Raw genomic sequence first — 22,791 nt, forward strand, 5'->3', positions numbered from 1 at the left:
CGCAGGCCGGGTAAGCGCAGCGCCACCCGGCAAAACATGCTTACTGCGGGAACCACTGGTCACTGATTTTCTGATACGTGCCGTCGGCTTTAATCGCTTTCAGGGCGCCGTTCAGTTTCTCCACCAGGGCTTTGTTATCCGGACGAACCGCGATGCCCAGACCGGTGCCGAAGTACTGAGGATCGGTCACTTTATCGGTGGCGGTACCCAGCTGCGGGTTGGTTTTTAGCCACTCGTTTACCACGGCGGTGTCGCCAAACACGCCATCAATACGGCCATTTTTCAGGTCGATAATCGCGTTCTGGTAGCTGTCGTAGGCTACGGTTTTCACTTCCGGGTGCTTATCCTGCAGGTATTTCTGGTGCGTGGTGCCGTTTTCCATGCCGATGCGCTTGCCTTTCAGCTGCTCAAAGGAGGTGTACTGGCCTTTTTTGGCGATCACCACCGCTGAGTTGGCGTAGTACGGCTCGGTAAAGGCAACCTGCTTGCTACGCTCCGGGGTGATGTCCATGCCGGAGATCACCGCGTCATATTTTTTGAATTTCAGGGACGGGATCAGGCTGTCAAAGGCGTGGTTAGTAAAGGTGCACTCGGCCTGCATCTGGGTACAGAGCGCTTTGGCCAGGTCGATATCAAACCCGACGATCTGGTTGCTGGCATCCAGCGATTCGAACGGTGGATAGGTCGCAGAAACACCGAAGTTGATTTTATCGGCGGCAGAGGCGCCCGCGGCGAAGGTTGCGAGTAAAGCGGCCAGAACTAACTTTTTCATGATGAAGCTCCCGTCTGTCAATCTTGTCATTATATGCCGTGTCTGCGGCTGAACGTCACAATGCCACTTAATGAATTTATATGCAATAAAAATGATTAATTATTTTTTAATTTATAAAAAAAGACGGGCAGTGGTTAGACTTGCCCATCTTTTTTAAATCAAACTTATGCAGTTTTAATTACGGCGTTCGAAGGCCAGCGCTCTGCGTTCCACTAAACGCATCAGCAGGGTCAGCAGGCCATTGACGATAAGGTAGATGATGCCGGCAGCGCCAAACACCATCACATCGTAAGTGCGTCCATACAGCAGCTGCCCGTGGCCCATCACTTCCATCAGGGTGATGGTATACGCCAGCGACGTACTCTTGAACACCAGCACCACTTCGTTGGAGTACGACGAGAGCGCGCGTTTGAACGCGTACGGCAGCAGGATCGCCAGCGTGTCTTTCTTGCTCATCCCCAGCGCGCCGCAGGACTGCCACTGCCCGTCCGGAATGGCGCGGATGGCGCCGTAGAACAACTGCGTGGTATAGGCGGCACTGTTCAGTGACAGGGCGAGCAGGGCGCACAGCCACGGCTCAGAGAGCAGATGCCACAGCACCGGGTATTCCTGCAGGGTCGGGAACTGGCCCGGGCCGTAGTAAATCAGGAAGATCTGCACCAGCAGCGGCGTGCCGGTAAACAGGGTGATATAGCCGCGCACGATCCACACCAGCACCGGCGTTTTCAGCGTCAGGATGATGGTGAAAATCAGCGCCAGGATCAGCGCCACGATAATCGAGGCCACCGTCAGCGTCAGGCTGGTGTGCAGCCCTTTCATCAGTTCGGGTAAATACTCAAGCATCAGCCTGGTCTCCGTTCAAAACGCGTCGCACGCAGGTCAATACGCTTGAGGATGTACTGACTGAGCAACGTGATCACCAGGTAGATGGCCGCCGCCACGATGTACCAGGTAAAGGGCTCCTGGGTACGGGTGGCAATGCTTTTGGTCTGCAGCATCAGGTCGTTAACGCTGATTAAGCTCACCAGCGCGGTATCTTTCAGCAACACCAGCCACTGGTTGCCGAGCCCCGGCAGGGCATGGCGCCACATCTGCGGCATCACCAGACGGAAGAAAATGGCGGTTTTCGACAGACCCAGCGCCTGACCGGACTCCCACTGCCCAACCGGCACCGCCTTCAGCGCACCGCGCAGGGTTTGCGAGGCGTAGGCGGAATAGAGCAGGGAGAGGGCAATCACGCCGCACAGGAACGGGCTGACGTCGAAGTTTTCAATCTGCATCTGAATCGGGATCTGCACCACGCCCAGGTTGAGCGTAAAGCCGTCCGACAGCATCAGCAGCAGCTGCGAAGAACCAAAGTAGATAAACAGCACCACCAGGATTTCCGGCAGGCCGCGCAGCAGGGTCACCAGTGCCGAGCCGATCCAGGCGACAGGTCGCCACTTAGCCGACTCCCACACGGCAAAGATCATCGCCAGCACCAGGCCGATGATCAGCGCACAAACGGCAAGGCCGACGGTCATCCCGGCGGCGCTTGCTAATGGAAAAATTTCGTTCATCAGATCTTACTTCTGGAACCATTTGTTGTAGATGGAATCGTAGGTTCCATCTTTCTTCACTTTTTCCAGCGCAGTGTTGAATTTCTGCTGCAGCTCGGTGTTGCCCTGACGGACAGCAATGCCCAGGCCGGTGCCGAAGTAGTCTTTATCCGTTACTTTATCGCCCACCGCGGCCAGCTTATCGTTCGCTTTCAGCCATTCGGTTACTACCGCGTTGTCACCAAAGACGGCATCGATACGGCCGTTCTGCAGATCCAGACGGGCGTTCTGATAGCTGTCGTAAGGCACGGTAGTGATTTCCGGGTGCTTATCCATAATGAATTTCTGGTGCGTGGTGCCGTTCTGCACGCCCACTTTTTTTCCTTTCAGCGCGTCGATAGAGGCGTATTTACCTTTCTGGCCGATGAACAGGGCGGAGTTTTCATAGTACGGGGTGCTGAACAGAACCTGCTTTTCACGTTCCGGGGTGATGTCCATACCGGCCATAACCGCGTCGATACGGCGGAATTTCAGGCTTGGGATCAGGCTGTCGAAAGACTGGTTAGCGAAGGTACAGGTGGCGTCGATCTCTTTACACAGGGCGTTAGCCAGATCCACGTCGAAGCCGACAATCTTGTTATTCGCATCCATCGACTCAAACGGAGGGTATGAGGCTTCGGTGGCAAAACGAATGGTCTGAGCTGCGGTGGCAGAGAGGCTAACGCTTGCAAGCAGCGCGGCAATCACTATTTTTTTCATTGTCGTTCTCTCGATTCGATTAGTGAGACAGATAATTTCTGAATGCGTCGGTCTGCGGCTCGGCAAAGCAGCGCGCATCCCCTTGCTCCACGATATGACCGTTTTCCATATAGACCACACGGCTGGCGGTTTTACGCGCCACTTCCACTTCGTGGGTCACGATCACCTGGGTAATGTTGGTCTCCGCCAGTTCGCGAATGATGCTGACGATCTGGGCCGTGATTTCCGGGTCCAGCGCGGCAGTCGGTTCGTCAAACAGCAACACGGCGGGCTCCATCATCAGGGCGCGGGCGATGGCCACACGCTGCTGTTGACCGCCGGAAAGGTGCAGCGGATAACGGTCGCTGTACGGCTTCAGGCGCAGGCGTTCAAGCAGTTTCTCAGCTCGCGCCAGCGCCTGCTCTTTGGAGAGGCCCAGCACGCGGCACGGCGCCTCGATCAGATTCTGCTGCACGGTGAGGTGCGGCCAGAGATTATATTGCTGGAACACCATGCCGACGTTCTGACGCAGATCGCGGATCGCTTTCTCAGAAGGCGCTTTGGCAAAATTGAAGTGATTACCCGCGATATCCAGCGTGCCGGAGCGGGGCATTTCAAGCAGATTGAGGACGCGAAGCAGCGAGCTTTTACCCGCACCGCTTGGGCCTAACAGGACCAGCGTCTCGCCCTCAGGGCAATTCAGTGTGATGTCGAACAGCGCCTGGTGTGCGCCGTAAAAGCAGTTAATGCCGTTTAGTTGAATACTCATCGGGGCAGTCTTTACTCATCCAGGCAATCTATAGCAATTGAGGCCGCAAATAGTACCGTTGACAGAATAGTTATGCAATATAACTGCGTTAAAAGTTAAATATAAACCGTATCTATACCTAAACATAGCACAAAATAGCGGAAGGTAATGTCGACGAGAATAAATGTCGGCATTCCTCACGAAATGCCAGACATTTTACGGGGTTTTCCCTGCTTAACGGCCTGAAGCGCGCCTGTTTAGCGGTTTTCAATCGACTGGCGCAGCGTGCCGGCCGGGGCGTGGACGCTGCCGCCAAGGTAGCGTACGTCGTCGATGGCCCAGCACTGGCCTTCACGGATCATCAGCACCTCATCCTGCCAGGTCTGGCTGCCCTGGGTCAGCTTGACGCGCAGCGGAATATTTCGCGCATCGGTATTCGGGATGGTGGAGGCGCTGGAGACTTCGGCCTTTTCAGGGGCGGTGGTGCGGCTGGAGAACGGATCGTCTTTCAGCAGGTTACTGTGCTGGGGATCGCGGCTGGCATCGCTCAGCAGCTGGGCCAGATTGTCGCTCAGATAAGGGCGCAGGGCGGTGAAGTCGTTGCTGCGGTGCGTAATGCGGTAGTCATAAAATTGTTGAGCCACGGCATCCGGCCCGCCGGTAACGCAGCTGCCGCTGCGGGTACCGATGTCCTTAAAGGCCGGGGTGACTGGCGTCGTGCAGGCGCTGAGCAGCAGCGCGCAAGGCACTAAAAGCGTCAAAGCAGAATAGCGCATGATGATTTCCTTATTAGGCTGCAATAATTAACTAACCTTTAAATGATAGCGTAACGAGCAGATAATGGTTTTGTTCTTAAACGGTTAGGTATGTTACACGGAGACGAAGATGCAATTTTCAACGACCCCCACTCTGGAAGGACAACCCATCAGCGAATACTGCGGCGTGGTGACCGGTGAAGCGATTCTCGGTGCCAATGTTTTCCGCGACTTTTTTGCCGGTATCCGCGATATCGTCGGCGGCCGCTCCGGCGCCTATGAAAAAGAGCTGCGTAAAGCCCGTGAAATCGCCTTTAAGGAGATGGGTGAGCAGGCGAAAGCCATGGGCGCAGACGCCGTGGTGGGCATCGATATTGACTACGAAACCGTCGGCAAAGACGCCAGCATGCTGATGGTCAGCGTCAGCGGTACGGCGGTGAAAACGCGCCGATGAAGCCGTTATTTGCGCCCGTCTTGCTGGCGTTACTGCTGGCAGGCTGTGCGGCAGAAAAAGGGGTTGTCGAGAAAACGGCCTATGAGCTGGATACCCGGCGGCAGGCCCAGGCGGCTTACCCGCGTATCAAGGTGCTGGTGATCCACTACACCGCCGACGATTTTGACAGTTCCCTGGCGACCCTGACCGATAAAAACGTCAGCTCCCACTATTTGATCCCGGCGATCCCGCCCCGGCACAACGGCAAGCCGCGGATCTGGCAACTGGTGCCGGAGCGCGATCTGGCCTGGCACGCCGGGGTGAGCTTCTGGCGGGGCGCCACGCGTATTAATGACACTTCTATTGGCATTGAGCTGGAGAACCGCGGCTGGCAAAAAACAGACGGCCAGAAACGCTTTGTGCCGTTCGAACCGGCGCAAATCGCCGCCCTGATCCCGCTGGCGAAGGACATTATCCAGCGCTACGACATCAAACCGCAAAACGTGGTGGCCCACGCGGACATCGCCCCGCAGCGCAAGGACGATCCCGGGCCTCTGTTCCCCTGGCAGGCGCTGGCGCAGCAGGGGATCGGTGCCTGGCCGGATCCCGCCCGGGTCGCGTTTTATCTTAACGGACACCCGCCGTATCAGCCGGTAGAGACGTCAGCCTTGCTCGATCTGCTGGCCCGCTACGGTTATCAGGTGCCTGAAGATATCTCTCCGGCACAGCAGAAAAGAGTCATCATGGCGTTTCAGATGCATTTTCGTCCGCAGCGGTGGAATGGTATTGCTGACAGAGAAACGATGGCTATCGCCGAAGCGTTGTTAGAGAAGTACGGCGCGGGATGATCCTGAAACGCAACCTTTATGTGCGCTCCCTTATAATCATTGAGATTAATCTTAGGTACATAGGTAATTAACTTATAGTTAATTGACTTAAATTTACCCAGAATTACTATGTACCCATAGCTTGCTAAGCAATTTGGCAAATAAAAAATGCATTGAGACTCACTCTCAATTAATAAACAACTTTTTCATTTAAACTCGGTCGTTTTATCTGCTGCGACAGGATCGTCGCACGGACACCTTTTAATAAAAAAAACCTAAACAGGCATATTATGTTAAGCATTTACAGTAAAAACAGCCGCCCGCAACAGGCGATGGAAGCGATTGTTGCAGCAACTGCAGGTTGCCCGGAAAAAACATTAAAGAAATGGCAGAAAATTGTTACAGCCGACCCTGACCATATTCACATTGTTGTCAGCGGTGAAGTAGAAATCCGCCGTAACTCTGATGAGTTAAGCATGTTTATCATGCGCCAGTCGGGTTTTTTAGGGGTCTCCGCTATCTACAGCAATGCGTGCCATATGTACGGTCTGGCCCGTACCACCACGGTTATCCGTACCATTAAAAAAACGGAATTTGAACGTCTGATTACCGAAAATAACCTCTGGGCAGAATTTACTCAGGTGCTGGTCTGGTATATTAGTATCCTCAGTAAACGTGACGATGTTCTGGTTGCCCGCAGCGCCTATTCCGTGGTGCGCGAATTCCTGCTTGAAATTAACGACCTTATTGTTCAGCATAAACGAGATGTTAATGTTTATGACTATATTCAGGAATACACTAACCTGGCCCGCAGTACGATAATTAAAATTCTTTCCGACCTGAAAAAAGGTCATTACATTGTCGTCGAAAAAGGAAAGCTGGTTTCCATCAATACCCTTCCAGAACGCTACTGAAATTCCCGTCTGTCATCTCCTCCGGTTATTGCCGGGGGGGATTTTTGTGCGTCCTGCCCTCTATTCAGAACCTCATCTTCCGGCTGTGGCGGAATTTTTCCTTGAGAATAGTCCAATTGCTGCTCTTTCACGGCCTGCATAAAACGTTCCTGCAACGAAGGCGTATGCACTTCTTCATGCCTGTCGGACAGAGGCTGCTCGAGGGGTATCCCGTCCGGCGCCTGTTGCCAGTCGGCGTCGTTGTCCATGATCGGGCTCTCTTCCGGCGCCGGAAGCGGCGCCACCGGCAGCGGTTTTGGCTTCGGCTGCGGGAAGGGTTTAGACACATAGACGTAGTGCATGTCCGAAAGCTGTGTTTCCGGTTTAACCACCTTCACCGGTTTGGCGGCGGGAGCCGGATGACGCAGATCCCGCAGCAGATGGGCATATACCCCAACCGCGAGCATGGCGCACAGGCAAATCAGGCTGGCCAGCAGCCCGTTCAGCACCTTTTTCATTGAGGGCAGGCGGTAGGAGAACCAGACCGCCTCCCCGGTGGTGTAACTGCGCTGGGCAGCCAGACATATTGTAGACATCAGTGCGTTTCTCCCTGCGTCAGCGGTGTCACAATGGCGGGGGTGGTATTGTTAACGCGCATCAACTGCATCAGGGTCTCTTTCCCCGGCAGACCGTCGACGTGCAAATGCATTTTTTGCTGAAATTCCCGGGTACGGTTCACCAGGGTCTGGGTCCATGTATGGGCGTGCGTTTCCGGTTGATGCAGCGCCAGGCTCAGTTGAGTATCGACCCAGTCGAGATCCTGTTTATCACTGCCCGCGCCTACGGCCTCTTTTCCACCAGGCGTCAGGCGGTGCAGCAGGGTATAGTTGCCGGTAGCATGCTGAGTAAACCAGTTCCGGCTCACCTGCCAGGTACGGTTGTTCATCAGCAGATCGAGAGAGTCTTTCCCCACCCGCGCCACCACGGCATAGTTCAGATGATCCCCGGTCTTCAGCTCGCTGATCCACGGATAGCCTTCCTGCTCCAGCGTCATTAACGGCGCGCTGCCCTGTTTGCACTGCAAATTGACCCGGCCAGCGTTCTGGCAAAGCGCTTCATCGGCAGAGGTATCGTATCCCCACATGGTATACAGCTGGTGCATGGCATCCGGTTGATTCACCACCTCGCGCTCGATCGCGGGCTGTACCGGCATCTCAGTTTTCTTCACGGAAGGGATCCAGCGGGCCGGCACCGGCGGTTTGAATGGCAGCGCCGCAGTGATGGCAGGAGAGAAGTGCCAGCCGCAGGCAGCAAATACCACGCAGGCGAACAGCCCCACGGCCGCCAGACGCTTATTGCTGCGTTTGACCGGTAACACTTCACCTGCCGCCAGGCGCAAATGGCGCGTCCCCACCAGCCCGGCACGTTCAGTCCATGCGGCCAGCAGCGCCAGGTGCGCCAGCGCGTTCAGCTGGCTGACGGAACCTTTTGTCAGGGCCTGCATCCGGCGAATGCGGGCGGGGGTAAACGGCGAGACGTCCGCGCCCTGGTGGGCAATATGCGCCTGAATATAGTCAGAACACTCGCGGCCGGTGAGGGCGCGCAGCGTATGGCGCGTATGCACCCGGGAGCCGAGGCCGGAGTGGGCCATCAGACGCGCCTCCTGATCCGGGGTGCCGGTCAGCAGGATGGTCAGCGGCAAATCACACTCCTGGGCGCGGGTCAGCAGCATGCCCAGTATCTCCCAGCCGTTGTCGCGCATCGCCTGGATTGCAGAAATATTCAGCACCAGCCCCTGGGTGCGGCAGCGCGGAAATACCTCATGCCATTGGCGCAGCACTGCATCAATGGCATGAAGTCTGTTTTTGGCATCGGTGTTCTTCGGGTTGAGCTTATAGAGCAGGGCGCTGGCGCTCAGTTTCGGAAATGCATTGAGGGTCATTCCGGCAGGCGTCTGCGCCAGCAGTTCACTGCTGAACTGGCTGAGCAGGGATTCGTCATCGGAAAACAGCCCCATAATCCCCGGCGTCCGCGATTTATCCTTCAGCATGCCGAACACATCCTGATGGTAGGGCACGAAAAATTTCCCCGCAGCGTGCGTCACCTTGCTGAAAGGCTGACCTGCGAATTTAAAATGGCTGAGATACATAACGACACACCCTGGGATGACAGAAACAGATATTCGCTGCTGAAAGTACGGGAGAGTGCAAGGAGGGTCAATTTACAGTCTGGAGAAAAATATCCTGAATATCAGGCCTAACATCCCCCCTGGTGAGGGTCAATATTTTTCTGCATTAAAGTTAATGGCAAAGCTAATGGAGCGACAGGCCAGGCATTATTAAGATGAACGGAAATTTGGTGCAGCGTCAGGCTGCGTATTTCTGCATTTTAAAAGGCCCGTTAAATAATGAAGATGCAGCGCTTATATGGACTGATCACGCCCTGCGTAATGTTTATTCTGCTGATTTTTAGTGGACAGCAGGGATATGTCGTCTTCAAACAGTACAAAAAAATCAGTGAAAAGCTCGCGGATCCTGATTATGCGATGAGCAGCGAGCCGGTTAAGGTGCAGGAATTTGCCCTGTTTCAGCCTGCCGTCTATCAGGACACCCCGCAGCGCACGCCGGTGAAATCGCCGCTCGGCGCCGAGGTGGAGGGCATTATCAACAGTGACGAAGCGTGGATGTCATTTGCCGTCATTAAAACCCCCTCCGGGCAGCAGAGCTACCGGGAAGGCGAGAGCCTGACGGGCTACAGCGATGCCTGGATTGAAGAGATCAACCCCGACAGCGTAGTAATCAACTACCAGGGAAGCCCTCAGACGTTAACCCTGAAAAAGCCGGACTATTTTAAAGGCGACACCACGACTGTGCCCGTCCGGCGGCCAATGACCGATGCCGGGCTGGATAATTTACATCTCAACGACTATTTCGTGCTGAAGCCGCGGTTCGATCATGGGCAGCTCGAGGGCTATCAAATTAAGCCGAAAAATGCCTCCGCCTTTTTCAGCCATAGCGGACTGCAAAAAGGCGATGTGGTTGTGAAAGTGAATTCTGTCGATATGACGAAAGAAGAACAGGCGAAAAATATTATCGCCAGCTGGTCGAAGATGAGAGAAGCGGAAGTCGTCGTCAGACGTCGCGCCCACCTTGAAAATATTCGGGTTAATGTTTTAAACAATTAACAAGTGTAAAGCCATGAAGAAAATGCCTTGGGCGTGTCTGGTATTGACCGCCGCCTCGCTCTATTCCAGTTCATTGCTGGCAGCCAATTTTAGCGCCAGCTTTAAAAATACCGATATTCGCGAATTTATCGATACCGTAAGCCGCAACCTGAATAAGACGATTCTTGTCGATCCGTCCGTACAGGGTACGGTTTCTGTCCGCACCTATAACGTGCTGACCGAGGATGAGTACTATCAGTTTTTCCTCAGCGTGCTGGACGTATACGGCCTGTCGGTGATCCCGATGGATAACGGTATGGTGAAAGTGGTGCGCTCAAGCGTGGCGCGAACCGCCGGGGTGCCGGTGGCCGACAGCAAAAATCCGGGTAAAGGTGATGAGATCATCACCCGGGTAGTGCGCATGGAAAACGTGCCGGTGCGCGAGCTGGCTCCGCTGCTGCGTCAGCTGAATGATGCCTCCGGCGTCGGTAACGTGGTCCATTTTGAGCCATCCAACGTGCTGCTGCTCACCGGTAAAGCCTCGGTGGTCAACCGGCTGGTGGATCTGGTGGAGCGCGTCGATCGCTCCGGGGTGCAGCGCCGGGAGATTGTCCCGCTGCGCTATGCCTCTGCGAAAGAACTCTCCGATATGTTGAACAACCTCAATAACGAGGAGCAGAAAGGGCAGAACGCCCCACAGCTGGCGACCAAAGTGGTGGCCGACGATGAAACCAACAGCCTGATTATCAGCGGCCCGCAAGAAGCCCGGGCGCGCACCCGGGCGCTGGTGAGCCAGCTGGATCGCGAGCAGAACAACGAAGGCAACACCCGCGTCTTCTATCTGAAATTTGCCAGCGCCAGCAAGGTGGTACCGGTGCTCACCGGTATCGGCGAGCAGCTGAAAGACAAGGCCGGGGCGGCGAAAAGCAAAACCTCGACGGCCAGTAACGATCTGAACATTACCGCCGATGAAGCCACCAACTCACTGGTGATCACCGCTCAGCCTAACGTGATGAACTCGCTGGAAAAGGTGATCGACAAGCTCGATATTCGCCGTCCACAGGTGCTGGTGGAGGCGATCATTGCTGAGGTGCAGGACGGGAGCGGTCTTGATCTTGGCGTGCAGTGGACCGGCAAACATGGCGGGGTGCAGTTTGGCGCCACCGGCCTGCCGATCAGCCAGATTAAGAACGGCACGATGAAGGGCACCAGCTTCACCGGCCTGGCAACCGGCTTCTTTAACGGCGACTTTGGCGCTCTGATGACCGCGCTCTCCACCGACGGTAAAAACGACATTCTCTCGACCCCGAGCGTTGTCACCCTCGATAACAAAGAGGCCTCATTCAACGTCGGCCAGGATGTACCTGTGCTGTCCGGCTCGCAGACCACCAGCGGCGACAACGTCTTCAACTCGGTTGAGCGTAAAACCGTGGGTACCAAGCTGAAAATTGTGCCGCAGATTAACGACGGCGACATCATTCACCTCAAGATTGAGCAGGAAGTCTCCAGCGTCGACGCCAGCGCCACCGAAGATGCGAGCCTCGGCCCGACCTTCAACACCCGCACCATCAATAACGAAGTGATGGTGCACAGCGGGCAGACCGTGGTCCTCGGCGGACTGATGGAGAACGTCACCAAGCAGAACGTCTCGAAGGTGCCGCTGCTGGGCGATATCCCGCTGGTAGGGCAGCTGTTCCGCTATACCTCCCAGGACACCACGAAGCGTAACCTGATGGTCTTTATTCATACCACCGTCCTGCGTGACGACGACACCTACAGCGCGTCGTCGAAAGAGAAATACGACCAGATCCGTGCCCGCCAGCAGCAGCGTCTTGAGGAGAGAAAGCTCGGCATTATCGCGCCTGAAGACAATGCCGTGCTGCCCGCTTACCCGACTGCCGCCAGCAAGACGAAGAGCGTGGTCAGCACCACGTCAGCCAGCCGCAACCCGTTTAAAGAGTAAGGACGAGACGCAACATGGATGGATTGAGTCAAGAGCTATGCACCAGCAACTACGCGAAAACCCACGGGATCCTTTTCTATCAGGATCGGGTCTGGGTACGTGATGATGCCCCGGCGTTTGCCCTGCTGGAGATGCGCCGGGTGCTGGGACGATCCTTCACCCCGACCCTTCTCACGGCCGAGGCGTTTGACGAGTTGCTGGCGAAAGTCTGGCAGCAGAACAGCGGCGTCTCCCAGCAGCTCGTGGACGATATGGACGCCGATATTGACCTGATGGCGCTCACCGAGGAGATCCCGGACAACGAGGATCTGCTGGATAACGACGAAAACTCGCCGGTGATCCGCCTGATCAACGCCATTCTTGGCGAAGCGGTGAAGGACAGTGCCTCGGATATTCATATCGAAACCTTCGAGCGCACCCTGAGCATCCGTTTTCGCGTCGACGGCGTGCTGCGCCCTGTGCTGCAACCGGCGCGCAAGCTGGCACCGCTGCTGGTGTCGCGCATCAAGGTAATGTCGAAGCTCGATATCGCTGAAAAACGCCTGCCGCAGGATGGCCGTATCTCCCTGCGCATTGGCCGTAAGGCCATCGACGTGCGTGTTTCCACCATTCCGTCCCAGTACGGCGAGCGGGTGGTTATGCGTCTGCTGGATAAAAGTAATCTCAAGCCGGACATTAACAAGCTGGGGCTTATCGATGAAGAGCTGTCGCAGCTGAAGGGACTGATTGGCCGTCCGCACGGCATTATCCTGGTCACCGGCCCGACCGGTTCCGGGAAAAGTACCACCCTGTACGCCATTCTTTCGGCGCTGAACGGCCATGAACGCAACATTCTGACCGTTGAAGACCCGATCGAATACGAGCTGGAAGGGGTCGGACAGACCCAGGTTAACCCGCGCGTGGACATGACCTTTGCCCGCGGGCTGCGCGCCATTCTGCGCCAGGACCCGGACGTGGTGATGATCGGTGAGATCCGTGACGGCGAAACCGCGCAAATCGCGGTGCAGGCGTCGCTGACCGGTCACCTGGTGATGTCCACGCTGCACACCAACAGCGCCGCCGGGGCCATTACCCGTCTGCGGGATATGGGGCTGGAATCCTTCTTAATCGGTTCATCGTTGCTCGGCGTCATTGCCCAGCGTCTGGTGCGTCGGCTGTGTACCCACTGCCGGACCACCAGTCCGCTGGACGACAATGAAAAAGTGCTGTTCAGCTTTATGGATACCCCGCCAAAAGCGATCTACCGCGCGGTGGGCTGCGAGCACTGCCGCCAGAGCGGCTATCAGGGGCGAGCCGGCATTCATGAGTTTCTGGTGGTGGACAGCGCGATGCGCCGTGCCATTCATGAAGATAAAGATGAAATGTCCATCGAAACTGAGCTCTTCAAACAGGCCTACAGCCTGCGTGAGAACGGCCTGCTGAAGGTCATCAGCGGTGTCACCTCGCTGGAAGAGGTGATGCGCGTGACCGCCGAGCGGGGAGGGGATGCGTAATGGCCTTCTACGCATGGACGGCCACCGACGCGGCGGGCAAAACCCGCCGCGGAACGCTGCAGGCCGAAGGGCAAAAGCAGGTGCGCCAGATGCTGCGGGATCAAAAGCTGATGCCGGTCAGCATCACCGAAACCCGCGAGAAGGCAACGGCCGGTAAAGCGGCAACCGGAGCGAAGCTCTCGACGCCGGTGCTGTCGATGTTTACCCGCCAGCTGTCGACCCTGGTGAACGCCGCGCTGCCGCTGGAGAGCGCCCTGAAGGCGATCTCGAAGCAAACGGAAGATAAAAAGCTGGCGGCGATGGTGGTGGAGATCCGTGAAAAAGTGGTGGAGGGGCACACCCTGTTCGACGCCTTCAGCCAGTTTCCACGCACCTTCGACAAACTGTATTGCACCCTGGTGATGGCCGGGGAAAAAACCGGTCATCTGGGCGACGTGCTGGAGAAGCTGGCGGAATACAACGAGCAGCGCCAGAAGATGAAAAGCAAGCTCACCCAGGCGATGGTCTACCCGATCACCCTGACGGTGGTGGCCATCGCGGTGATCAGCATCCTGCTGGTGGCGGTGGTGCCGCAGGTGATCGAGCAGTTCACCCACATGAAGCAGCAGCTGCCGATCACCACCCGCACCCTGATTGCGGTGAGCGATTTCCTGCAGGCTTACGGGATCTATATCGCCGGAGGGCTGGCGGGGGCGATGGTGGGCTTCAAAACCTGGGTCAGAAACAGCAAAAACCGCTTCAGGTGGCACAGCTGGCTGGTCAACGCATCGCCGATTAAAAAGCTGGTCTGCGCCATTAACAGCGCCCGCTACATCCGCACCCTGAGTATTCTGCAGGCCAGTAGCGTACCGCTGCTGGAGGGGATGTATATCGCCATGGACGGGATCGAAAACCTCTATGCCCGGCAGGTGCTGGAGCAGGCGGCAGATACCGTGCGTCAGGGGGCGTCGCTCTATAACGCCCTGGATCAGGCGAAATTATTCCCGCCCACCATGCTGTACATGATTGCCTCCGGCGAAGAGAGCGGTGAACTGGGCAATTTAATGGACCGCGCGGCGGAAAACCAGGAATCAGCTTTGCAACATCGCATCACCTTAACGCTGTCGGTCTTTGAACCGGCGCTGGTGGTGTCGATGGCAACCATTGTTCTGTTTATCGTGCTGTCAATATTACAGCCACTTCTGCAACTTAATAACATGGTAGGTTAATCATGGCGATGAAACGTAAAAACCTGACCCGTCAGGCGGGCTTCACCTTGCTCGAATTAATGGTGGTCATTGTTATTCTCGGGGTACTGGCCAGTATGGTGGTGCCAAATTTAATGGGTAATAAAGAGAAGGCCGATACCCAGAAAGCCACCAGCGATATTGTTGCGCTGGAAGGCTCGCTGGATATGTACAAGCTCGACAACCACCGTTATCCCACCACCGATCAGGGCCTGCAGGCGCTGGTCACCAAACCGGAAATCGCGCCAATCCCGAACGGCTACCGCGCTGACGGCTATATCCGCCGCCTGCCGCAGGATCCGTGGGGCAACGACTATCTGCTGGTGAGCCCGGGCGAACACGGCGCGATTGATGTCTTCTCTGCCGGTCCGGACGGCGAAGCCAATACTGCCGACGATATTACTAACTGGTCGCTCGCGAAAAAATAATGAGTAAGCAACGCGGCTTTACCCTGCTGGAAATTATTCTCGCGCTGGTGATATTTGCCAGCTGCGCGATGATGGTGGTGTCGACTATTCCATCGCGCAGCGGCGCGGATATATTTGGCCAGCAGTTAAAAGCCCTTGTGGAATATGGATCCGATCGCGCGGTGATGGACGGGAATATTATTGGCCTGACCATCACTACCGATAAATATCAGCTGGTGACCTTCGAAGAGAAGAACGGTAAACGGGGCTGGGTGCCCTTAAGCGCCGGGCGGATCACCACCCGGGGGGATTTCCCGGAGGCCATGCACGTGTCGCTGTCACCCCAGCGGCTGGCGGCCACGGCGGATGCCGACCCGCAGATCCTCTTTTTGCCGGACGGCGAAATCAGCCGTTTCACTCTGTCGCTGCAAAGTGATGACAAACAGCACCGCTTTCGCGTGATCTCCCAGGGCGCGGCCCCGGTAACGGTAGAAAACGATGGCTAAGGCCAAACAACAGGGCATGACGCTGCTGGAGGTGATGGTCGCCCTGGTGATCTTCTCCACCGCCGCGCTGGCGCTGATGAACTCGGTGTCGCTTAACGTCCGCTTCACCTACGGGCTGGCGGATACGTTACAGGCGAGCTGGGTGGCGGAAAATCAGCTGGCGGAAGCCCACCTGAGGCAGAGCGACTTCCCCGACACCGAGGAGGAGGGGCGCGAAACCCAGGGCGGGCGCAGCTGGATCTGGCGCAAACAGCGGGTGAAAAGCAGCGAACATGGCCTGGTGGATGAGATCCGCGTCTGGGCCGACGGTGACGACAGCCAGCCGGTTATCACCCTGGATATCATCCCGCCAGGAGAGAAAAAGTGAAACAGACACGGCGCCAGCAGGGGTTCACCCTGCTGGAGATCATGATTGCGCTGACCATCTTCGCGGTGATCAGCACCCTGGCGTGGCAAATTCTGGATGGCGCGATGCGTACCAGCTCCGCCACCGATGCCAGCGCGGCGAAGCTCAACCAGCTGCAACGCGCCTGGAGCCTGCTGGAGCGCGATTTTTTTCAACTGCAGGGGCGCGCGCCGCGTAACGGAACGGGAGCGTTTCGCCTGAAAAACAATGCCCTGGAGATGACGACCCTCAACGGCGTCAGCGGCCAGGTACAGCTTGAGCGCGTGCGCTGGCGGCTGGAGGGCGGCCGCCTGTGGCGCGACGTCTGGCCGACCCTTGACGGCCCGGCCAACAGCAAACCGGACGAAGTGCCGATCGTCAGTGAGGTGAAAGCCGTGCAGTGGCGATTCTGGCAGGCGGACTGGCAAAAAACCTGGCGCGACATCGACCATCAGCCGGAAGGCGTGGAGCTGACGTTAACCATGGACAACGGCGACCGCTGGCGCTGGGTCTTTACCACCCCAGGAGATCTGCCCCCGGAAGCGGAAAAACCGGCGGAGCCGGAGGCGGAAAAACCGGTCCAGACGCCGTCGGACATCGCGCCGGACATCGCGCCAGAAGCCGCACCACTCTCCCCTGAAACGCCGCCCGCAGCGGAGGCCTTACGATGAATCGGGTACGCAAACAGCAGGGTGTCGCCCTGCTGGTGGTGCTGATCCTGCTGGTAATGATGTCGGCGCTGGCGGCGAAAATCAGCCAGCAGTTCTGCCGCAACCTGCAGAAAACCCACTACCAGGTGAGCCAGCAGCAGCTGCGCTGGGCGATGCAGCGTCAGGAGGAAGAGGTCAAACACCGGCTGCTGATGGCCATCAGCGGCGAGAACAGCGTCCTCACCCTGCAGGGCGAATGGCATGAGCCGCTGGAGACCCAGGGGGAGTACTACACGGTGGTCAGCCAGGTCGAGGATGCCCAGGACTGCTTTAATGTTAACAATCTGCTGGCGGTGCCAGCCACCGCCGGAAAGGACGAGACCCCGGCGCCAGTGGTAACGGAAAAGCCGCGCCAGCAGCAGATCGTGGAGCAGCTGCTCACCGACAGCGGCGTCAACACCCTTACGGCCGAGGAGATTTATCACCAGCTGGTGGATTACCTCGATGCGGACAGCCTGACCGCCAGAGCAGGGCAGGAGGATGATGCCTGGGCCGGGCTTGAGCCCGCGCGCCTGCCGGCGAACCGGATGATGCTCAGCCTGAACGAACTCAAGCTGCTGCCCGCGTTTCCGGCAGCGGCGTGGCCGAAGGTGAGCAAGCTGTTCTGCGCGCTGCCCACCACCACCAGCCGAATTGACGTCAACACCCTGACGGCGCAGCAGGCGGGCCTGCTGGCGGCGCAGTTCCCCGGCAAGCTGACCGCAGATGAGGCGAAGCGGGTGATCGATGCCCGCCCGGACGACGGCTGGGAGAGCGTTAAGGCGTTCAGCGAGCTGCTGGAGCGTAACGCCCCGCAGCTGAAGGACGATCTGAAACAGGCCGCCAGCCAGTTTGATGTCAACAGCCGCTTTTTCCGCGTGGATTACACCGGCAATACCGACGAGTTAACCCTGCGCGTGGTCAGCCAGCTGCGGGCGGAGCGCGACACGGGCGAGGTCAGAACCTGGCAGCGCCGTTACCGAATGATTGAATAATAAAAGTCTGAGTCTATGAAACAGGTAATTTTTGTGCGTCCCGACAGTCACGAGGACGCAAAGGTATGGTGGTGCGAATCGGGCAGTGAGCAGGTGATGGCGTTGAACGGGCATCAGGCGCTCAGCGAGCTGGCGTCACATCCGCTGGCGTCGAGCGTCTGTCTGCTGTTACCGGCGAGCGAGATGATTTTCCGTCACTTTACGCTGGCGAAAAAGACACTGTCCGCGCAGAACACGCCCTTTTCGTGGATGGCGGAAGAGACGCTGATCGGCGATGTCGACACGCTCCACTGGACGGTGCTGAACAAAGCCGGACGCGAGGTGGATGCGGTGGCCATCGACGCCCCGCGCCTGCATTGGTGGCTGGCTCTCTTCCATGACGCCGGGCTGAAGGTGGTGCAGGTGCTGCCGGATGCCTGGCTGCTGCCGGGCGAGGCAACCAGCAACACTCTGGTACCGCTGGAAGATCAGGTCTGGCTGCGCTGCGGCCAGACGAGTGCCTGCGAGGTGGATACTGCCCTGCTACCGCTGCTGCTGGCGAAAACCGCCGGGGAGATCGTCTGTTATGGTGAGGCCCCGGCGGGAGTGGCATGCAGTGAAACCCTGCCGGGGCAGCATCCGCTGGTGTTGATCCAGGCGCGCTGGAAACACTGCCGCATTAACCTGCTGCACGGTGAGTTCGACCGGCGGGTGGATGACAAAGGGGCGGCGAAAAAGCGCCGCCTTGCGACCGCGGCGATGGCGCTGCTGTGCGTCGGGTTACTGATCGGGCCACGGGCCGCCACGGCGTGGCTGCTGGTACAGGAGGAGAACCATCTCCAGCAGGAGATGGTGCAGCTTTATCAGCACCATTTCCCCAGCCTGCGCCAGCAGACCAATATCAAATACCATTTTGGTCAGAATATTAAAAAACAGAAGAAAGGGATCTTCCAGCAGCTGGAGGCGCTGGAGCAAATTAAACGCCGGGTGCCGGGTATGGAAATAGAAGGTATCGAATACGACAACGCGCAAAATAATCTCACGCTCAGCGTAAAAGCACAAAACCCGCAGCAGTTTCAGGAGTTTGTTCAGCAGGCGAGCGCGAATTTTGCCTTTTCCTTACAGCCTGTTTCCACGGCAGCACCTTATACCGCGATAGTGACAGGGAAATATAAATGAAAACGAAAATAGCGCAGTTAAAAAGCCGCTATCAGCAGTACAGCCTTCGCGAGCGCAACCTTATTAAGGTAGGGGCGGCAGCGCTGTGCTGTGCGGCGGTGTATTACGGCGGAATGGTACCGCTGGACACGATGATCGGCCGCAGCCAGGCGACGCTGCACCGACAGCAGGAGACATTGCGCTGGATGCGCGACGAAATTACCAAAAATCACCTACAGGTTCAGCAGTTGAAAACCAATAATCCACGCATCGCGGTAGAAAACAGCGCCCATGAGATCAACCTGACGCTCAGCGACGTGCATCAGGACGGACAATCCATGACCTTCGCCATTAACCGGGTGAACGTCTACGTGTTGAAAAACTGGCTGCGGGAGATGAACCTCGCCACCGGCATACAGCTGGAGAAGATGAGCCTGACCCCGGTGGATCACCTTAGCGACGTGAAAGCGGATATTCAGCTCATCTGGAAAAAACACGCATGACGGGGCCAGGATTCTGGGCCGCCAGCGGCGTGCTGGGGGCGATCCTCGGCAGCTTTCTTGGCGTGGTGGTGGAGCGCCTGCCGGGGTGGATGCGGGAAGAGGAGGGGGCGGGCAATCTGCTCTATCCCCCCTCGCACTGCCCGGCGTGCCAGCACCGGCTGAGCGCGTGGGAAAATATTCCGCTGGTCAGTTGGCTGATGCTGCGCGGACGCTGCCGCTGCTGCCGCTCGCCGATCCCCCTGCGGGTGCTGATGGTGGAGCTGCTCAGCGCGCTCTTTTTCGCTCTCAGCGCCTGGCTGATACCCGACTTAACGGTCCTGCTGGCGTTGTGGCTGCTGTGGTGCGGCCTGCTGCCGCTGGCGATGATCGACCTGCGGGAGCGGCTGCTACCGGACTGCCTGACCCAACCGCTCCTGTGGGCCGGGCTGCTGGTACATCTGCATGCGCACCTGCTGCCGCTGACCGATGCGTTATACGGCGCGGTGGCAGGCTATCTGGCGCTGTGGCTGGTTTATCACGGACATCGGCTGGTGACCGGGCGGGAAGGGCTGGGCTATGGCGACTTTAAGCTGCTGGCGGCGCTAGGCGCCTGGTGCGGCTGGCAGGCGTTACCCTCGATCCTGATGCTGGCGGCGCTGGGGGGGATCCTCGGCTGGGCTCTCTGTTTCCGCCATCAGGAGAATGGCAACGTTATTCCGTTCGGTCCTTTTCTGGCCCTTGCCGGACTGGTGATATTTATTCTGCAGCACGCCCTATTCATCATTTAATTCCTCTGGTCAAGTTTTTCCTCAGATTTTTTCATGAAAGCGAAGACGCGAAAAATAATGCGCCGGACGATATCGTAACAGCGGATTAATTAATCCTTTTACCATGCAGAATGGATCGCATGGGCTATTTAAGTTCACGTACATCAACAGGAATGAATAATGAAAATCATGCAGCCTAAATATCTGGCTTTATTTGTCGCTGCGGCGGTCAGTCCGGTATTCGCAGCAGTGCCGGGTAAACCGTCGCTGAGTAGCGGGAATGACAAATTTGCCATTGTTGAGGTGGACCAGGCAGCGCAGGTCTATAACTCGCTGATTAAGGTCAAGGACGGTGCTGATGTGACCGTTGAATGGAACACTTACAGCGGCGATGCTCCGACATCTGCCAAAGTGCTGTTGGACGGCCAGGAAGTCTGGAGCGGCGCGGGCAGCGCCTCCGGCAAAGCCACCTTCAAGGTGAAAAAAGGCGGTCGCTATCAGGAGCAGGTCCAGCTGTGTAACGCCAGCGGCTGCAGCACCAGCGACAGCAAGCTGGTCATCGTGGCAGATACCGACGGTAGCCATCTGCTGCCGCTGAACGCCCCGCTGCGGGAAAACAATAAATCCTTCGCTCAACACTCCGACAAAGTCGTCGCGGCCTATTATCCTGAATGGGGCGTCTACGACCGTAACTTCAGCATTGATAAAGTCCCTGCTGCCAACGTAAACCACATTATTTACGGCTTCATTCCGATCTGCGGTGACAACATTAACGCCAGCGCTGGTAACGCGCTGCAGGCGCTGAAAAAAGCCTGTGAGGGCCGCCCGGATTACACCGTGGCGATCCACGATCCCTGGGCCGCGCTGCAGATGCCGCAGGCCGGCGTTTCCAACTGGGACGACCCTTACAAAGGCACCTACGGCCAGATGATGGCGCTGAAAAAAGCGCATCCGGGCCTGAAAATTCTGCCATCCATCGGCGGCTGGACCCTCTCCGATCCGTTCTTCCAGATGCACGACAGCGCCATCCGCGCCCGCTTTGTCTCCTCGGTGAAAGAGTTCCTGCAAACCTGGAAATTCTATGACGGCGTGGACATCGACTGGGAGTTCCCGGGCGGCGGCGGTGAGAACCCGGCCCTCGGCAACCCGCAGGTGGATAAAGAGACTTACACCCTGCTGATGCGCGATCTGCGCGCGATGCTCAACGAGCTCTCCGCCCAGACCGGCCGTACCTATGAGCTGACCTCCGCCATTGGCGCAGGCACCTCGAAAATCGCCAACGTTGACTACAACGCGGCCCAGAAGTACATGGACTACATCTTCCTGATGAGCTACGACTTCTACGGCTCCTGGAGCATGACCGACCTCGGCCACCAGACTGCGCTGCACGCGCCAACCTGGAAACCGAATAGCGTGACCACCGAAGGCAGCGTGAATGCGATGCTGGCCCAGGGCGTTCAGCCGGGTAAAATCGTGGTCGGCGCGGCGATGTACGGTCGCGGCTGGACCGGCGTTCACGGCTATACCGGCGACAATCCGTTTACCGGCACCGCCACCGGCGCGATCCCTGGCTCCTGGGAGCCGGGCATTGTCGATTACCGTGACATTGTTAACAAGTACAAAGACAAAGCGGGCTGGGAATACAAATATGACGCCACCGCTGAAGCGCCATACCTGTTCAACAAGAGCACCGGCACGCTGATCACCTATGACGACGCCCGCTCCGTACAGGCGAAAGGCAAGTTCGTCCTGAACAAAAATCTGGGCGGTCTGTTTGCCTGGTCTATGGAATCCGATAACGGCGACATCCTCAACGCGATGAACGAAAGCCTGCTGAGCGGCACCTCCGGCAACGATGAACCGGTAGTGACCAACCATGCGCCTGTGGCGTCGGCAAGCGACCTGACCGTGAATGGCCCGGCGACCGTCACGCTGGATGGCTCTGCCTCTTCTGACCAGGACGGCGATGCGCTGACCTACAAATGGACGCAGATCTCCGGTACGCCGGTAACGCTGACCAACAGCACCAGCGCCAAAGCCACCTTCCAGGTCGCCGCGGTAACCAGCAACCAGACCCTGGTCTTCCGTCTGACCGTCACCGACAGCAAGGGCCTGAGCAGCACCGCCGACGTGCAGGTGGTGAACAAAGCGGCGAAAGCCAACCAGGCACCTGTCCTCAATGCGATGGAGCCGGTTGTTGTTGAAGCAGGCCAGACGGTCTCCTTACACGCGCAGGCTGTCGATCCTGATGGCGACGCGATGACCTACACCTGGAGCGTACCGGGCAACCTGAATGCCACAGGGACCGACACTGCAAACCTGAGCATCACCGCACCGGAAGTCAGCAGCGAAACCGCTTACAACCTGAGCGTACTGGTCAGCGACGGTAAAACCAGCGTACAGGGTAACGTTGGCGTTACCGTAACGCCGAAAGCCGCCGAAGAAGAGACCACCCCGGCTGAGGATACCACTCCGGCTGAGGACACTACGCCTCCTGCGGATGACAGCAGCTGCGCAAGCGCTGCGGATCCTGCTGCCAGCAACTATGCAGCATGGAGCGCCAGCACCGTTTACACCAGCGGCAACATGGTCAGCTTCAACAACCTGGTCTGGAAAGCGAAGTACTGGACCAAAAATAACCAGCCGGGCCTCGGCTCAGATGCCTGGGAGCTGGTGAGCCAGGTGAAATTCGACTGGCGTCCTGAGATGGTCTACAACGGTGGCGACACCACGACCTTTGAAGGCAACGTCTACCGTGCGAAATGGTGGACGAGAGGGGACAAACCAGGCCAGAACGACGTCTGGGTGAAAGAGGGCGCGGCACCAGATTGCCATTAATCGTCCGCAGCTGATATGACGGGGGCTTGCCCCCGT

General features: G+C 57.5%; 24 protein-coding genes. 16 read left to right on the top strand and 8 right to left on the bottom strand.

Annotated features, from left to right (window positions below):
* Positions 1–40 precede the first annotated feature (40 nt).
* From artJ to NB069_RS06945, 6 genes are all read right to left on the bottom strand, one after another.
* Positions 41–772: an arginine ABC transporter substrate-binding protein ArtJ gene (artJ, locus tag NB069_RS06920; RefSeq protein ID WP_250588685.1), complete on the bottom strand. Its 732-nt coding sequence runs from the start codon at positions 770–772 to the stop codon at positions 41–43.
* Between the two features lie 174 nt (positions 773–946).
* Complete coding sequence (artM, locus tag NB069_RS06925; protein ID WP_039029540.1) at positions 947–1,615, bottom strand: arginine ABC transporter permease ArtM; 669 nt, start codon at positions 1,613–1,615, stop codon at positions 947–949.
* Positions 1,615–2,331 (bottom strand): arginine ABC transporter permease ArtQ, encoded by a 717-nt coding sequence (gene artQ / locus NB069_RS06930; RefSeq protein WP_250588686.1) that lies wholly within the window; start codon positions 2,329–2,331, stop codon positions 1,615–1,617. The genes artM and artQ overlap by 1 nt, the downstream gene beginning before the upstream one ends.
* Positions 2,332–2,337: 6 nt before the next feature.
* Entirely contained in the window at positions 2,338–3,069 is a 732-nt protein-coding gene (artI, locus tag NB069_RS06935) for an arginine ABC transporter substrate-binding protein ArtI (RefSeq protein ID WP_139564642.1), read from the bottom strand.
* A gap of 19 nt (positions 3,070–3,088) precedes the next feature.
* Positions 3,089–3,817: an arginine ABC transporter ATP-binding protein ArtP gene (gene artP / locus NB069_RS06940; protein ID WP_250588687.1), complete on the bottom strand. Its 729-nt coding sequence runs from the start codon at positions 3,815–3,817 to the stop codon at positions 3,089–3,091.
* A gap of 236 nt (positions 3,818–4,053) precedes the next feature.
* A complete protein-coding gene (locus NB069_RS06945; RefSeq protein ID WP_250588688.1) occupies positions 4,054–4,572 on the bottom strand; it encodes a lipoprotein in 519 nt (172 codons plus the stop codon).
* 109 nt (positions 4,573–4,681) lie between these two features.
* Between NB069_RS06945 and NB069_RS06950 the strand changes: the two genes are divergently transcribed.
* From NB069_RS06950 to NB069_RS06960, 3 genes are all read left to right on the top strand, one after another.
* Positions 4,682–5,005, top strand: a complete 324-nt coding sequence (locus NB069_RS06950; protein ID WP_039029536.1) for a heavy metal-binding domain-containing protein — start codon at positions 4,682–4,684, stop codon at positions 5,003–5,005.
* Complete coding sequence (locus NB069_RS06955) at positions 5,002–5,832, top strand: N-acetylmuramoyl-L-alanine amidase (protein ID WP_250588689.1); 831 nt, start codon at positions 5,002–5,004, stop codon at positions 5,830–5,832. The genes NB069_RS06950 and NB069_RS06955 overlap by 4 nt, the downstream gene beginning before the upstream one ends.
* Before the next feature lie 269 nt (positions 5,833–6,101).
* Entirely contained in the window at positions 6,102–6,725 is a 624-nt protein-coding gene (locus tag NB069_RS06960; RefSeq protein WP_250588690.1) for a helix-turn-helix domain-containing protein, read from the top strand.
* Here the strand turns inward: NB069_RS06960 and NB069_RS06965 are convergent.
* Together NB069_RS06965 and NB069_RS06970 are read right to left on the bottom strand one after the other, a co-directional pair.
* On the bottom strand, positions 6,719–7,300 hold the full coding sequence (locus NB069_RS06965; protein WP_250588691.1) for a hypothetical protein: 582 nt from the start codon (positions 7,298–7,300) through the stop codon (positions 6,719–6,721). The two genes, NB069_RS06960 and NB069_RS06965, sit on opposite strands and share 7 nt — an antisense overlap.
* Complete coding sequence (locus tag NB069_RS06970; RefSeq protein ID WP_250588692.1) at positions 7,300–8,853, bottom strand: peptidoglycan-binding protein; 1,554 nt, start codon at positions 8,851–8,853, stop codon at positions 7,300–7,302. Before NB069_RS06970 ends, NB069_RS06965 begins: the two co-directional genes overlap by 1 nt.
* A 300-nt stretch (positions 8,854–9,153) precedes the next feature.
* Between NB069_RS06970 and gspC the strand changes: the two genes are divergently transcribed.
* From gspC to NB069_RS07035, 13 genes are all read left to right on the top strand, one after another.
* Positions 9,154–9,888 (top strand): type II secretion system protein GspC, encoded by a 735-nt coding sequence (gene gspC / locus NB069_RS06975; RefSeq protein WP_250589468.1) that lies wholly within the window; start codon positions 9,154–9,156, stop codon positions 9,886–9,888.
* A 13-nt stretch (positions 9,889–9,901) separates the two neighbouring features.
* The gene (gene gspD / locus NB069_RS06980; protein WP_250588693.1) at positions 9,902–11,830 is read left to right on the top strand and encodes a type II secretion system secretin GspD; all 1,929 of its coding nucleotides are present in this window, start codon (positions 9,902–9,904) and stop codon (positions 11,828–11,830) included.
* 14 nt (positions 11,831–11,844) lie between these two features.
* The gene (gene gspE / locus NB069_RS06985) at positions 11,845–13,323 is read left to right on the top strand and encodes a type II secretion system ATPase GspE (RefSeq protein WP_250588694.1); all 1,479 of its coding nucleotides are present in this window, start codon (positions 11,845–11,847) and stop codon (positions 13,321–13,323) included.
* Positions 13,323–14,531: a type II secretion system inner membrane protein GspF gene (gene gspF, locus NB069_RS06990; protein WP_250588695.1), complete on the top strand. Its 1,209-nt coding sequence runs from the start codon at positions 13,323–13,325 to the stop codon at positions 14,529–14,531. The genes gspE and gspF overlap by 1 nt, the downstream gene beginning before the upstream one ends.
* 2 nt (positions 14,532–14,533) lie before the next feature.
* Entirely contained in the window at positions 14,534–14,977 is a 444-nt protein-coding gene (gene gspG, locus NB069_RS06995) for a type II secretion system major pseudopilin GspG (RefSeq protein WP_284677026.1), read from the top strand.
* A complete protein-coding gene (gene gspH / locus NB069_RS07000; protein WP_250588696.1) occupies positions 14,977–15,462 on the top strand; it encodes a type II secretion system minor pseudopilin GspH in 486 nt (161 codons plus the stop codon). The genes gspG and gspH overlap by 1 nt, the downstream gene beginning before the upstream one ends.
* Positions 15,455–15,829 (top strand): type II secretion system minor pseudopilin GspI, encoded by a 375-nt coding sequence (gene gspI, locus NB069_RS07005; RefSeq protein ID WP_250588697.1) that lies wholly within the window; start codon positions 15,455–15,457, stop codon positions 15,827–15,829. Before gspH ends, gspI begins: the two co-directional genes overlap by 8 nt.
* Entirely contained in the window at positions 15,826–16,518 is a 693-nt protein-coding gene (gene gspJ, locus NB069_RS07010; protein ID WP_250588698.1) for a type II secretion system minor pseudopilin GspJ, read from the top strand. Before gspI ends, gspJ begins: the two co-directional genes overlap by 4 nt.
* Complete coding sequence (gene gspK, locus NB069_RS07015; RefSeq protein WP_250588699.1) at positions 16,515–17,531, top strand: type II secretion system minor pseudopilin GspK; 1,017 nt, start codon at positions 16,515–16,517, stop codon at positions 17,529–17,531. Before gspJ ends, gspK begins: the two co-directional genes overlap by 4 nt.
* A 15-nt stretch (positions 17,532–17,546) precedes the next feature.
* On the top strand, positions 17,547–18,689 hold the full coding sequence (gene gspL, locus NB069_RS07020; protein WP_250588700.1) for a type II secretion system protein GspL: 1,143 nt from the start codon (positions 17,547–17,549) through the stop codon (positions 18,687–18,689).
* Complete coding sequence (gene gspM / locus NB069_RS07025) at positions 18,686–19,171, top strand: type II secretion system protein GspM (RefSeq protein ID WP_250588701.1); 486 nt, start codon at positions 18,686–18,688, stop codon at positions 19,169–19,171. Before gspL ends, gspM begins: the two co-directional genes overlap by 4 nt.
* Positions 19,168–19,938: a prepilin peptidase gene (locus NB069_RS07030; protein WP_250588702.1), complete on the top strand. Its 771-nt coding sequence runs from the start codon at positions 19,168–19,170 to the stop codon at positions 19,936–19,938. The genes gspM and NB069_RS07030 overlap by 4 nt, the downstream gene beginning before the upstream one ends.
* Before the next feature lie 159 nt (positions 19,939–20,097).
* Entirely contained in the window at positions 20,098–22,755 is a 2,658-nt protein-coding gene (locus NB069_RS07035) for a glycosyl hydrolase family 18 protein (protein ID WP_250588703.1), read from the top strand.
* Positions 22,756–22,791 lie beyond the last annotated feature (36 nt).

It is taken from the genome of Leclercia adecarboxylata (genome assembly GCF_023639785.1).
Classification (GTDB): Bacteria; Pseudomonadota; Gammaproteobacteria; order Enterobacterales; family Enterobacteriaceae; genus Enterobacter; species Enterobacter adecarboxylatus_D.

Bases quoted from the DNA above. Each gene is read 5' to 3' on its own strand.
- artI (WP_139564642.1), bottom strand. From the start codon at position 3,069: ATGAAAAAAATAGTGATTGCCGCGCTGCTTGCAAGCGTTAGCCTCTCT.
- gspH (WP_250588696.1), top strand. From the start codon at position 14,977: ATGAGTAAGCAACGCGGCTTTACCCTGCTGGAAATTATTCTCGCGCTG.
- NB069_RS07030 (WP_250588702.1), top strand. From the start codon at position 19,168: ATGACGGGGCCAGGATTCTGGGCCGCCAGCGGCGTGCTGGGGGCGATC.
- NB069_RS06945 (WP_250588688.1), bottom strand. From the start codon at position 4,572: ATGCGCTATTCTGCTTTGACGCTTTTAGTGCCTTGCGCGCTGCTGCTC.
- gspI (WP_250588697.1), top strand. From the start codon at position 15,455: ATGGCTAAGGCCAAACAACAGGGCATGACGCTGCTGGAGGTGATGGTC.
- NB069_RS06960 (WP_250588690.1), top strand. From the start codon at position 6,102: ATGTTAAGCATTTACAGTAAAAACAGCCGCCCGCAACAGGCGATGGAA.
- gspL (WP_250588700.1), top strand. From the start codon at position 17,547: ATGAAACAGGTAATTTTTGTGCGTCCCGACAGTCACGAGGACGCAAAG.
- gspC (WP_250589468.1), top strand. From the start codon at position 9,154: ATGTTTATTCTGCTGATTTTTAGTGGACAGCAGGGATATGTCGTCTTC.
- gspG (WP_284677026.1), top strand. From the start codon at position 14,534: ATGGCGATGAAACGTAAAAACCTGACCCGTCAGGCGGGCTTCACCTTG.
- NB069_RS07035 (WP_250588703.1), top strand. From the start codon at position 20,098: ATGAAAATCATGCAGCCTAAATATCTGGCTTTATTTGTCGCTGCGGCG.
- artP (WP_250588687.1), bottom strand. From the start codon at position 3,817: ATGAGTATTCAACTAAACGGCATTAACTGCTTTTACGGCGCACACCAG.
- gspE (WP_250588694.1), top strand. From the start codon at position 11,845: ATGGATGGATTGAGTCAAGAGCTATGCACCAGCAACTACGCGAAAACC.
- gspF (WP_250588695.1), top strand. From the start codon at position 13,323: ATGGCCTTCTACGCATGGACGGCCACCGACGCGGCGGGCAAAACCCGC.
- artJ (WP_250588685.1), bottom strand. From the start codon at position 772: ATGAAAAAGTTAGTTCTGGCCGCTTTACTCGCAACCTTCGCCGCGGGC.
- gspK (WP_250588699.1), top strand. From the start codon at position 16,515: ATGAATCGGGTACGCAAACAGCAGGGTGTCGCCCTGCTGGTGGTGCTG.
- NB069_RS06965 (WP_250588691.1), bottom strand. From the start codon at position 7,300: ATGTCTACAATATGTCTGGCTGCCCAGCGCAGTTACACCACCGGGGAG.
- artQ (WP_250588686.1), bottom strand. From the start codon at position 2,331: ATGAACGAAATTTTTCCATTAGCAAGCGCCGCCGGGATGACCGTCGGC.
- NB069_RS06970 (WP_250588692.1), bottom strand. From the start codon at position 8,853: ATGTATCTCAGCCATTTTAAATTCGCAGGTCAGCCTTTCAGCAAGGTG.
- NB069_RS06950 (WP_039029536.1), top strand. From the start codon at position 4,682: ATGCAATTTTCAACGACCCCCACTCTGGAAGGACAACCCATCAGCGAA.
- gspM (WP_250588701.1), top strand. From the start codon at position 18,686: ATGAAAACGAAAATAGCGCAGTTAAAAAGCCGCTATCAGCAGTACAGC.
- artM (WP_039029540.1), bottom strand. From the start codon at position 1,615: ATGCTTGAGTATTTACCCGAACTGATGAAAGGGCTGCACACCAGCCTG.
- NB069_RS06955 (WP_250588689.1), top strand. From the start codon at position 5,002: ATGAAGCCGTTATTTGCGCCCGTCTTGCTGGCGTTACTGCTGGCAGGC.
- gspD (WP_250588693.1), top strand. From the start codon at position 9,902: ATGAAGAAAATGCCTTGGGCGTGTCTGGTATTGACCGCCGCCTCGCTC.